We start from the raw sequence: 11,017 nt of genomic DNA, 5'->3' as shown, positions 1-11,017 counted from the left end.
TTATTACTTCCTGAATTCTAAGTAATTCTAAAGCTGAAAAAACCTTGAGAGAGATTCACAATACGAGCGGAATTATGATTTAAATCAGAATAAAAGAGGCTTTGTTGGTTAATAGATACCAAGGTGCCTAACTAGTTAGTAGATTTTTGTTGGTTATCAATAGAAATTTAAAAGGGATAGTCGTGGAGGTTTAATAGAGGTTATCGAGGTATTGTGTTCTGCATGTTTTATTGAGTAAATCGTAAGAAACAAAAAAGCAGCAATAATGATTGCTGCTTTATATAGACATAGCGGTATTGAAGAAAGGTGAAACGTTACTGTAATTCTGAAAGGTAACGAATAGTGCCAGCTAAGTCTTCAAGGTTTTCGTGTGCGCTATTTTCTACCAGATATTTACCTTGGACAAGGAAAGCTGGAACAGAATTAATTTCAGCATTTACGACAAGATCATTGGCTGCTTGTAGCTGTTCATAAACGGCTTGTTTTTGCTCGTCAGTGATTTCAAATGGGCTGGTGATACCAAACTCACCGAATATTTCTCCGAGTTTAGCTTGGCGCTCTTCATCTGTCATATCTTGAGCTGAATCTTGTACATAAGCAAAAAGTGCTTCTTTCATTTCAGGTGACGGTTTTCCGTCCATCTGAATTGCAGCCGTGTAGTAGATATAAGCGGCAATCTGTGCGCTTTCATTAAAGGTAACATGAACTTGGTCAATATCAACTTCGGCCATTTTCTTGATTTCAGGCAGCATCGTTTCCATGTTACGGCAATGGCCACAGCCTAAAGAAAAGATTTCTACTACATTTGCAGCGTTTTCAGTTGGATTTGGTACAACTTTATAATTAACACCTTCTTGTGGGGTAGTGCTGTCACCACAACCAATAAGGGCTAGCGCCAGTGCGGCTAAAGTCGTAAAGCGAATGATTAGTTTGAACATAATTTTCTATTATTGTGCTTAAAAATACTATTATGGATGAAAATCAATAGTAAGTCGTTCAATCAAATCAAATTTACATAAATATACAATCAGAATGAAGAGATTGACGATTTTTTCAAATTCAGTATGATTGCCGACCTTTTTGCGTTCGGAGGAAACCATGTATATAGGATTTGATTATGGCACGGCAAACTGCTCAGTAGCAGCAATGATGCAGGGAAAGCCGCAGCAGCTTCAACTGGAAGGCGACAATAACTATATTCCTTCGACGTTATGCGCGCCAACACGTGAGGCCGTGAGTGAATATCTATATCGCTTTATGGATGTGAAGCCCGCAGATTCTGTTGGTGAACAGGTTCTTCGCCGTGCAATTGCAAATAATCGTGAAGAAGATATACATGTAGAGCAGGGTGATTTGTTGTTTGGCCAAGCAGCATTAAATTTATACCTCGAAGACCCTGAAGAAGTGTATTACGTTAAATCACCTAAATCGTTTTTAGGGGCAAATGGTTTACGCGATGTGCAAATCAGCTTCTTTGAAGACCTTGTTTGCGCAATGATGACGAATATCAAGAACCAATCAGAGTTATCACTTCAGCAATCAATTTCAAGCACGGTTATTGGACGCCCAGTTAACTTCCAAGGCACTGGCGGTGATAAAGCAAACCAGCAAGCCGAGCGTATTCTCCAACAAGCTGCAAAGCGCGCGGGCTTTCAGCATATTGAATTTCAATTTGAGCCTGTCGCGGCGGGGTTAGAGTATGAAAGTACGTTAACGGAAGAGAAAACGGTGCTAGTGGTTGATATTGGTGGGGGGACAACGGACTGCTCTATGATACAAATGGGCCCAACATGGATGGGTAAAACCGATAGGCAAGCGAGCTTACTCGCGCATAGCGGATTACGGGTTGGTGGGAATGATCTCGATATTTATTTGGCGTTCAAACAGCTGATGCCATTGTTAGGGCTAGGCAGTAAAACCCAAAAAGGTATTGAAATGCCGATTAGTCAATTTTGGAATCCTATCGCTATCAATAATGTTGTTGCCCAAACGGATTTTTATGGCTCAGGTAATCAAGCAGCATTACAACAATTACGCCGTGATGCTGCAGAGCCTGAAAAGTTGGCACATCTAATTCGCGTTTACCATGAAACCTTAGGTTATCAGCTGGTTAGAAAAGCGGAAGAATGTAAAATTTCACTGTCTGATATGCAGGAAACAAACGTTCACCTTGATTACTTATCTCAAAGCTTACAAGTGGACATTTCACAGCATGATATGGCCATGGCGATAGAAGCACCAAAGGTTAAGATAAGTCAATTGGTCGATGAAGCAATACAGCAAAGCGGTATAAAGCCGGATGTTGTCTATATGACTGGCGGTACAGCACGATCTCCCATTTTACGGGCTTGTATTGAGCAGCAGTTGCCGGGTATTCCGGTTGTGAGTGGCAGCTATTTTGGTTCGGTAACAGCCGGGCTTGCTCGTTGGGCACAGCATTGTTTTCGCTAGATTGTCATTACGTTCACGATATTTCGTCGCTGATACGGAAGTGACGATAGGTGTGAATGCTTAAAATAAAAGCCTGAAAAATCAGGCTTTTTATGTAAATGAAGCGCGTGAGATCAGTTATGGTTTCTTAACCCAAGCTGAGCACCAACCTTTTGCATTTACCGCTTTGCCTGGGAATAGGGCGCAAGGGCGCCACTCATCACCATCATTTCCTTGAATTAATGCACAATTACTACAGTGTTTTTCACTGTCAGGTGATTCATGTACATACTTTAGCGCCTGTGCTTGTGGATCATCATCAGTAAGATGAGGGAGCTCACTCGCGTGCACGGGTTTAACGAGTACTTTATTACCAACGGTAATACCAATCACGCCAGCAAGGCTGAGTTTAAGAAAATTTCGGCGACTAGAGTTAGAGTTCTTGCTCATAAAGGCTTCCTTTTGTTTTTCGACATATGCTTATTTTTTATTATCGATAATCACTTTAGCTGATTAATGCCTCAGTAGTTTAATTATCTGTTAAAAGCCCGACAAGCAAATAGCAAAATTGTAACAAATTGTCTTTATTTTGCATGTGTGAGGTATCAGCTTAGCGATGGATGATCATCATAGAGTACTGGCTGAAAACAAATTAAGTGACTGAGATATAAAGGGGTGATCTGACACAAGGTTTTACAGGCTTAAGCGAAATAGGGGTTGCAACATTTTCGTTACAAGCGCATGATCATGCCAACATAACGGTGTTTAAGCCGATTAGATGATTAACAATAAAATTGAATATAAAGAGAGAATGATGAATCTTTTTTTAATAGATATTGATGGTGCGCTGGTTGATTCTGAAAATACTGACTTACACTGCTATGTACACGCAGTACATGATGTATTGGGCATAGAGATGAACCCTGATTTAAGTTTGTATAGTAACCTTACCGATGCTGGTGTACTTGATGAATTAATCATAAAGCATAACGTGACGACAAGCCGCTCGCTGATTCACCGCAAGGTTGAAAGTCGCTATTTATCATTAATCAATGAAGCACTGAAGAATAACCCGGATGATGTTTGTATGGTACAGGGGGCTCAAGATTTTATTTTAAAAATGAATGAGCGCAAAGATACCCATATTGCAATCGCGACAGGCGGGTGGGAGTCAGCAGCAAAATTAAAACTACGCGCGGCAGGGTTGGATGTAGCGAATGTGACATTTGCTTCTTCATCGGATGCCGTGAGCCGGACTGAAATCATGGCGTTAGCAGCATTTCGAGCCAAGCAAGATTCGGGCTATACATTTGATCGACGCGTTGTTTTTGGTCATGGTGAGCGTAATAAACATGCATCTCAAGAGCTTGGCTATGATTATGTTGAAGTGGGGTTAGAGACTGAGCATCACACACACATTCCAAGTCTAGCGCATTATAAGGCGGCATTTTCCCAGCTAGCATTACAGTAAAAACATATAGCCAAGCTACTTTAACCTACTGAGCTATATGGCTGTGAGGGTTATTCCAAAACCAGAAACAAAAGTAGACGATGGGAGGTGAATTCCGCTTATATATAGCTCTCTTGATTAGAATGAGTTTCATATGACTGGTTTTCACGCTAGTAAAGTTTCCCAGCGTTTATTCATCGCAACTTTTGTTTCTGTTGTTCTGCTTACACCGAATACATCTTCCGCTGCTCAGGAAGATGTACCTTATTGCCATCGCTATATGGATTTCAATTTTCCCGATTATATGGCGTTATGGAATTACGATGAGCCTGCATTAACTGCAACGACCTTTTTCGCAATGCTAAACATGGCATCAAATAGCGTAGATAAAACCTTCTATAGTGAATTGCTAAGCCAAATAGCAAGAACCTTTGTTATGCGTGAAAGCTATGACGATGCTCGTCACTTTTTAGGCCAAGCTGAGTTATATCTTGAAAATGCCGAACCAAGAGCTGAGGTTTATTATTTACGCGAGAAAGCAAGGTTATTTACTGCCACAGACAAACCGCGTGAGGTGGAAGAATTATTAATTCATTCATGGCAAATTGCGAATAAAGAAAAATACGATCAACTGGCAATAGAAACAGCTCTTGATATCAGTGAGTTGAAAGACTTGTCACTCGCGAAGAAAATTGATTGGCAGAAGAAGGCACGGGCTCTGGCGGGTATAACTATTGATCCGCGAGCACAAAAATGGATAACAGAAAATGCATACCGATTTTTGTAATCGATAGGCTTTGACTTTATTAACATATTTGAGAATAAGCCGTAACTGTGCTATTCCATAAGTACAGGGAATAAAAAGGGCTGTATCTCATGGTTGATGAAAAAGCGTGGATTTTGCATTGGTTTGACGATATTTGGGCAAAAGCCAATAGCGAATACTTAACGCAATTAGCGGCAGAGCCGTTTAACTTTCATTTACCGGGTGGTAAAAGCTACAACTTGACACACACTGATTATCTTAACTTTATATCTATTTGGTGCCAGCGATTTCGAAATGTTGATTTTACGGTATTAGATACTATTCAGGATGGTGAAAAAACGGTTGTGCGGTATCAATGTGATGCGGTTTATAGTGGTGGCTGGGCGCGAATTCCCACGAAACGGCAAAAAGTGTTAATAACAGGCATTGTCATCTTTCAGAAAAAAAATGGGCTAATTACTGATTGCTGGCTTGAAGATAGTAGCTTTGATTTGTACCAACAGCTCACGCAGTACTTAGATTAGTTCGATAGATATCAATTCAATAAATGGCATATATTGATAAAAGAAACGGCACAGAAGTGCCGTTTTTAATGGATGATAATATTTAATATCAAAATTACGTTGTTTGTAATTTTGCTGGTGGTGTTAATTGTTCAAAAAACTGTTTGGTTTCACTAATTATCACATCACGGAGTAAGATCAGACCAATAAGGTTTGGAATCGCCATTAAGCCATTTACGATGTCAGCAATTAACCAGATCATGTCTAATTTCATGAAAGCACCTGCGGCAATCAATATCAGAAAGAAGACTTTATAGGGGCGTATCGCCTTTACACCAAATAGGTAGGTAACACAGCGCTCGCCGTAATAGTTCCAACCCAATATAGTCGTGAAAGCAAAAAACATTAAGCCGATGGTTACCATTATTGGACCAAGGGGACTACCATCTAAACCACTAGCAAAGGCATAACTTGTCATTGCAGCCCCTGCGTAGTCGGTCTGCCAAGCACCACTAACCACTAAAGTTAGGCCTGTCATGCTACAAATTATGATGGTATCAAAGAATGTACCCGTCATAGAAATGAGACCTTGCTGCACACAGGAATCTGTTTTCGCTGCTGCTGCGGCCATTGGTGCACTACCTAGCCCTGATTCGTTCGAGAATACGCCACGCGCAATGCCCGACTGGATCGCCAGCATAATACCGGCACCCAAGAAACCACCAGATGCTGCGTGGCCAGTGAATGCTGAACTGATGACAAGCTGAATGGCTTGAGGGATTGCTTCATATTGCGCGCCAAGCACCGTAATACACGCGATGATGTAAAACGCAGCCATTACCGGTACAACTTTACTTGCTACATTGGCTATCGATTTAACACCGCCCAATGTGACAATAGCGACAAGCAGTGTCAGTGCTACAACGGTAATTTCACGAGGTATTTCAAATGAAATATAGGCAGCATCCACAATCGCATTCGCTTGTGGAAATGTACCAATACCAAAACAGGCAACACCAAGAGCAAATAAAGCGAATAGCTTAGCGAGCCACTTTTGCCCTGTACCTTTTTCAAGGTAATACATTGGTCCGCCAATCATCTGACCATTTGCATCGGTTTCGCGGTATTTAACGGCCAGTAGACACTCGGCATATTTCGTCGCCATGCCAAAAAAAGCCGCAAGCCACATCCAAAATAGTGCGCCAGGCCCACCCATTTTAATCGCAGTGGCTACGCCAACGATATTACCCGTACCTATCGTTGCCGAAAGGGCGGTACAAAGTGCAGCGAAACTAGACACATCACCTTTGGCTTTGGTGTTTTTGTCACCTTTAAACACATAGCTTAAAGCCAGTGGTAGGTGGCGAATTTGTATAACACCTAGGCGAGCTGTGAGGTAGATACCAGTACCAACCAAAAGCAATAAAAGGGGAGGCCCCCAAACGAGGTTATCAATAGCTTGTAATAAATTATATAGTGGGTTCATTTTCTCTTTACCTTTAAACATCAAAGGAAGAGATAAAGAACAACAGAAATACCGTTGTATGGTGTTACAGAATAGTTGTATATGACACTTTCTGAGCTGTTGAACTTATCTCCTCTGTCCTTTTGCCTGAGAGTTTCACCTATCACGATGTAATAGGTTTGCTCCTTCGGCGTCCGATTAAACGGATCTCTCCAGAGGCTCCTCCAACAACAGTCCATACCTTGCTAGTCGTATTGTAAATAATACGAAAAGTAAGGTGCCTGAAAGATTTACTCTCCATGGTTTGATGGTATCAAACGGGATAGAAAGCTTACTTCTTCGGCGGGCTCAATACGTATTAGTATTTTGCCACTCTCCTGCTGTCTTCATCGGAACTCAAATTTTCGAAAGCAATACTAAATGATAAAAATGAGATTGTCTTCATAAAAATATGCTAAATAGCAGATTTTATAGTACAAAATATATACTCACGTGCTAGAAGGTTGGTGATGTGGCTGTTTATTGTTCGTTTTTTAGTAGCCCTTCATGCATTGCGTCAAGCATTTGGTGTTGATGATCGGCGGTGGCTTCCCATGCAAACATTCCCCCTAACGCATTGTCTGTCACAAATGTTGCTTTCGCTTTCAGTGAGCGTGGGTCTTCAAAAGAAATGTATTCTTGGTTTTTAGGGTGATAGAGAACAGCCGCTTCTGACTTTTCGTCATAAAAATACTGATAGCCCAATTTTTTTCGGCTGAGAAAGTGGCGTGCTATATCACTGTAATTGAAAATGCCAGACGCACCATCTGAACCTTTAGTACTTGCTCCCGTTGTATGTAGCCCTTCAAAATTTGTTGATGAAAAACCTTCGACACCTTTCCAAATACGGCCATAAAACGGTGTCCCGATAACGAGCTGATGGTTAGCGATACCTTGGTTTAATAGCGACTTGATGTGAGCGGCGACAGAGTTACCATCTGGGGTGGTAGAGGTCGTATAGAGGTTAGCATGGTGTCCGGCAACATTACTCCAGGCACCTAAAAAGTCAAATGTCATAACGTATAAGTAATCAAGTAAAGGTGAAACTTGCTGCCAGTCTATTGTGCCGTCATGCTTTGGAGAGGCACTGATGGCGGCAGATAGCTCATAATGTTGCTGGTATTTAATTTCAAGTTCATCGAGCTGTTCTCTAACGGCTTTTAATAAATCCGTAAAGCCCTGCTTTTCGGGATCTTGGTTATTGAGCCCAAGTCCAGACAGACCATGCCCGCCGGGGTACTCCCAGTCAATTTGTATGCCTTTAAAAAAAGGGTAGGATTCGAGTAACTCACGTACACTGTTAGCAAAATTAGAGCGATACTCAGGGCTAAGCACAATAGTATGGAATGGCTCAGAAAGCGTCCACCCACCAATACTGGGTAAAATAACTAAGTCAGGATATTGCTCAGATAAATACTTCAGTTGACCAAAATTGCCTTTATAGTTGACGGCTGAAGAGGTTTCCCCCTTTAACTTTGCTTGAATTGCGGCATATTCATCTAATAATACGACGGTACCAACGGGCTTGTTATGGCACTGCTTTGCCAGTAATTTCTGGATATTGGCGGGTGATGACTCTACAGGGCCACAAACGGCAAGAAAAGCGTAAATGAGGTGGGTGAGTTTATCTGCGGCTAACTTGCTTGGTGTAAGTTTTTGTTTATTGTATATTTTCCAGTCTGGATAATATGCTGCAATGATTGGAGTATGGGGCGATGTTGTCGCTTGGCTTACTGGAAGTGACAAGATACTCCAACTGAGCACCAATAGAACAAAAATCCTTTTATTCATTTTTTCCCTTATAGTATTTTTCCATATCTGACTGCATGCTTAAGATAATTTATGCATAGTTGAATATAAACATATTGAAGTATCTTGGTCATAAAGCAAGCATATTTCACCTTCCAAGAAAAGCAGGAAACTGATAGAACATTTAGCGATAAAGGATTAAGTTTTTATTCAATTTTCGTCATTTATGGCTATTTAATGGTGATAACGGGTACTACTAACTAATTGATGTTGTAGCTATAGCAGAAAATATCGTGATTGAAACTTAAATTTGCAACATCTAGGGTGTACTGGATTTTTTGAGCTTTATAGACATTAATTATTAGTGAGTCGTCATTTTTTTGACGAAAAATAATAACGATAAAGTGATTAGATGTGTAATTAATACAAGGAGTGTTCTTCACGCATACATCAGTATGTTTTCATTGCACAATTAGTAAGGTGACTGTTGTGATTTGGGTTAGTTGTAGCCATTACGATAAAATAGCAGAGGCGAAGGAAAACCTAAAGTTGTCACATGATGTGGTGGACGTATCGCCTTTTGAATTACTTTCAACGATGACTGGCCAGGAGTTGATCTTTCTAGAAGTTGTAGACTCTACCTCTAATGGCTTCGACCTGCTTCAATCGGTAAAAAGTCGTTTTCCACAAACGAAAGTCGTGGTGGTATATCATCGTTTAGATGCGGAATTAGCATTGAATGTACTGCGGGCAGGGGGAGAGGATGTTATTGAAGCTAGTGCATCAAAGCAAGAAATTGACGCGTGCTTCAGCCGTCTACATACTCACAGCGTATCACCAGAGCCTGTACAAGGTTTTGAGCAGCGTGAATTATCGATAAGGCCTGCATTGAAGATTATTGATGAAAATATAAGTGCACCTTTGCGAGAAGAAGATCTCGCGAATGCTTGTCACTATTCACCAACCTATTTTTCACGCCTTTTCCATAGCGTGATGGGGGTTACCCTTAAACAATATATTATTAAAAAGCGGTTAGATTTAGCATGTGGGTTATTAAGCTCTGATCGAGAGAAGATATCGCAGATAGCTCATTCAACAGGTTTCAAGGACGTGTCTTACTTTTCTCGCGTATTTAAGAAGCATATGGGGTGTTCTCCAGGTGAGTTTAGGATGAGGAAACACAATCTAAATGCCTGATTAAACGCTGAAATGGTTTAATCCATAACGAGCCTATATAATAGCGTGATTATAAGTCTTGCTTAAAAGAGTAAGATAAAAGGCGCTATATATAGATCAATGTATATAGTTAATGCATTGGCGTAAGAATAAGGCTGAAATAGTTAACTGGGTATGACCTCTTTTCATGAAATTCTTGGTACAGATAATAATTCCACACCGGTAGAAATAAAACGTTGCTACAAACAGCTTTCTAGTCGTTGCCACCCAGATAAAGGTGGTTCCAAAACATTGATGCAAATGGTATCGCAAGCCTACGAAAAAGTGGTCGCTGGTAATGGGCACGAGGAGGCGATAAGAACCGTTTACCTTAAAAGCCGGACTCCCAATAATGCAGCGAACAATGAATGGAAAGCGAAATACCAAAAAATAGAAATAGCCCACAACGCGTTGAGGCATGAATATCATTCTTTAGACAAGCGTTTGAAAGAAGCACTGCAAAAACTCGATACAAACAACAAGACGCAGTCAGATGATGAAGAGCGTTTAAAAGCAGCACTTGAAAGCGATATTAAAATGTTAAAGCGTGAAAACCTACGCTTACAAAGGCAGCTAGAAAGCGCCCGTTGGGAAGCCAATGCTAAGGCGCGTGCTGTTGCCCCATCAAAATTTACATCTCCTTTGGCTTCATCATCATTAGCGCCTATATCGAACACACTTAAAGCTCAGATCCATTCACTTGGAGCAAAGAATTATCGAAAATGGTGTCTAGGCTTATTTATATCTGTGTTAATTATGGCTTTAACCTATAGCTATGGCTCTCGGGCATGGCAAAGTGTTTCAGCGCTATTCTCGCCAGAAATTTCTACAAATGAACCTGTTATGCGCATTCTGGAAGTATCAGCTAATAATGACCCGTTGGTTAATAATCAAAAACTGCAACCACTAACCGAACAGATATTAGAGCCACCAAAGCCATTGCCGCAAATAAAGCTGATTTCGGATGTTGGGATTTGGGCATTGAACTATTATGACAATACACAACAGCCGTACATCAGTGTTCGTAGCGAAAAAGGGTCTTACATTGTTAAGAACTGTCAAAGCGACTTTCAGTATTACCGTAATGCGAATGTACGTTCACGCAGAATGGCAGCCAATTTGATTTTCGATAAGCACGAGAGACAGTTTGATGTGTATAACATCCCGTATGGTAATGGATCTTTCGCTGCGAATTGGGCGGCAAGTAAAAGTTTGCTGATCAACAAAGAATACTTTCCAAATGAAAACTTCTCGCGTTCATACAGTGAATTACAAACGCACTGTTTATAAGGGTTTATCTACCGAGTGCTGGTGATGGTATAGCCCTATACTGGCATAATATAAAAAGCGAGGTGATTTATATCACCTCGCTTTTTTAGTTAACGCTTCTTTGTGTATTG

Annotated in this window: 10 protein-coding genes and 2 riboswitches; of the genes, 6 read left to right on the top strand and 4 right to left on the bottom strand. The window is 40.8% G+C overall.

What is annotated here, in order from left to right; all coding sequences use genetic code 11:
- Positions 1-314: 314 nt before the first annotated feature.
- Complete coding sequence (locus L4D78_RS10805; RefSeq protein WP_428466925.1) at positions 315-938, bottom strand: thiol:disulfide interchange protein DsbA/DsbL; 624 nt, start codon at positions 936-938, stop codon at positions 315-317.
- Positions 939-1,098: 160 nt separating this feature from the next.
- Here L4D78_RS10805 and yegD point away from each other — a divergent pair, with 160 nt between their 5' ends.
- On the top strand, positions 1,099-2,451 hold the full coding sequence (gene yegD / locus L4D78_RS10800; RefSeq protein ID WP_428466924.1) for a molecular chaperone: 1,353 nt from the start codon (positions 1,099-1,101) through the stop codon (positions 2,449-2,451).
- A 117-nt stretch (positions 2,452-2,568) separates the two neighbouring features.
- On the opposite strand, the gene L4D78_RS10795 is transcribed toward yegD, so the two are convergent.
- The gene (locus L4D78_RS10795) at positions 2,569-2,880 is read right to left on the bottom strand and encodes a high-potential iron-sulfur protein (RefSeq protein ID WP_428466923.1); all 312 of its coding nucleotides are present in this window, start codon (positions 2,878-2,880) and stop codon (positions 2,569-2,571) included.
- 361 nt (positions 2,881-3,241) lie between these two features.
- Between L4D78_RS10795 and L4D78_RS10790 the strand changes: the two genes are divergently transcribed.
- The 3 genes from L4D78_RS10790 (at position 3,242) to L4D78_RS10780 (ending at position 5,170) form a co-directional block, all read left to right on the top strand.
- On the top strand, positions 3,242-3,901 hold the full coding sequence (locus L4D78_RS10790; RefSeq protein ID WP_428466922.1) for an HAD hydrolase-like protein: 660 nt from the start codon (positions 3,242-3,244) through the stop codon (positions 3,899-3,901).
- 133 nt (positions 3,902-4,034) lie between these two features.
- A complete protein-coding gene (locus L4D78_RS10785) occupies positions 4,035-4,667 on the top strand; it encodes a hypothetical protein (RefSeq protein WP_428466921.1) in 633 nt (210 codons plus the stop codon).
- 89 nt (positions 4,668-4,756) lie between these two features.
- Positions 4,757-5,170 (top strand): ester cyclase, encoded by a 414-nt coding sequence (locus tag L4D78_RS10780; protein ID WP_428466920.1) that lies wholly within the window; start codon positions 4,757-4,759, stop codon positions 5,168-5,170.
- 94 nt (positions 5,171-5,264) lie between these two features.
- On the opposite strand, the gene L4D78_RS10775 is transcribed toward L4D78_RS10780, so the two are convergent.
- Positions 5,265-6,635: an alanine/glycine:cation symporter family protein gene (locus tag L4D78_RS10775; protein ID WP_428466919.1), complete on the bottom strand. Its 1,371-nt coding sequence runs from the start codon at positions 6,633-6,635 to the stop codon at positions 5,265-5,267.
- 104 nt (positions 6,636-6,739) lie between these two features.
- Positions 6,740-6,840, bottom strand: a riboswitch (glycine riboswitch).
- A 34-nt stretch (positions 6,841-6,874) separates the two neighbouring features.
- Positions 6,875-7,004: riboswitch (glycine riboswitch) on the bottom strand.
- A gap of 129 nt (positions 7,005-7,133) precedes the next feature.
- A complete protein-coding gene (locus L4D78_RS10770; RefSeq protein WP_428466918.1) occupies positions 7,134-8,444 on the bottom strand; it encodes a glycoside hydrolase family 18 protein in 1,311 nt (436 codons plus the stop codon).
- A 447-nt stretch (positions 8,445-8,891) separates the two neighbouring features.
- Between L4D78_RS10770 and L4D78_RS10765 the strand changes: the two genes are divergently transcribed.
- The gene (locus L4D78_RS10765) at positions 8,892-9,599 is read left to right on the top strand and encodes an AraC family transcriptional regulator (protein WP_428466917.1); all 708 of its coding nucleotides are present in this window, start codon (positions 8,892-8,894) and stop codon (positions 9,597-9,599) included.
- A gap of 153 nt (positions 9,600-9,752) precedes the next feature.
- Positions 9,753-10,907, top strand: coding sequence for a J domain-containing protein (locus L4D78_RS10760; RefSeq protein ID WP_428466916.1), 1,155 nt, complete (start codon positions 9,753-9,755; stop codon positions 10,905-10,907).
- Positions 10,908-11,017: the final 110 nt, after the last annotated feature.

Source organism: Photobacterium minamisatsumaniensis, from assembly GCF_050336695.1.
Taxonomy (GTDB): domain Bacteria; phylum Pseudomonadota; class Gammaproteobacteria; order Enterobacterales; family Vibrionaceae; genus Photobacterium; species Photobacterium minamisatsumaniensis.
The sequence above is the reverse complement of the archived record's forward strand: the minus strand, read 5'-3'. Positions and strand labels throughout refer to the sequence as shown.

Bases quoted from the DNA above. Each gene is read 5' to 3' on its own strand.
- L4D78_RS10795 (WP_428466923.1), bottom strand. From the start codon at position 2,880: ATGAGCAAGAACTCTAACTCTAGTCGCCGAAATTTTCTTAAACTCAGC.
- L4D78_RS10785 (WP_428466921.1), top strand. From the start codon at position 4,035: ATGACTGGTTTTCACGCTAGTAAAGTTTCCCAGCGTTTATTCATCGCA.
- L4D78_RS10770 (WP_428466918.1), bottom strand. From the start codon at position 8,444: ATGAATAAAAGGATTTTTGTTCTATTGGTGCTCAGTTGGAGTATCTTG.
- L4D78_RS10760 (WP_428466916.1), top strand. From the start codon at position 9,753: ATGACCTCTTTTCATGAAATTCTTGGTACAGATAATAATTCCACACCG.
- L4D78_RS10775 (WP_428466919.1), bottom strand. From the start codon at position 6,635: ATGAACCCACTATATAATTTATTACAAGCTATTGATAACCTCGTTTGG.
- L4D78_RS10805 (WP_428466925.1), bottom strand. From the start codon at position 938: ATGTTCAAACTAATCATTCGCTTTACGACTTTAGCCGCACTGGCGCTA.
- yegD (WP_428466924.1), top strand. From the start codon at position 1,099: ATGTATATAGGATTTGATTATGGCACGGCAAACTGCTCAGTAGCAGCA.
- L4D78_RS10780 (WP_428466920.1), top strand. From the start codon at position 4,757: ATGGTTGATGAAAAAGCGTGGATTTTGCATTGGTTTGACGATATTTGG.
- L4D78_RS10790 (WP_428466922.1), top strand. From the start codon at position 3,242: ATGATGAATCTTTTTTTAATAGATATTGATGGTGCGCTGGTTGATTCT.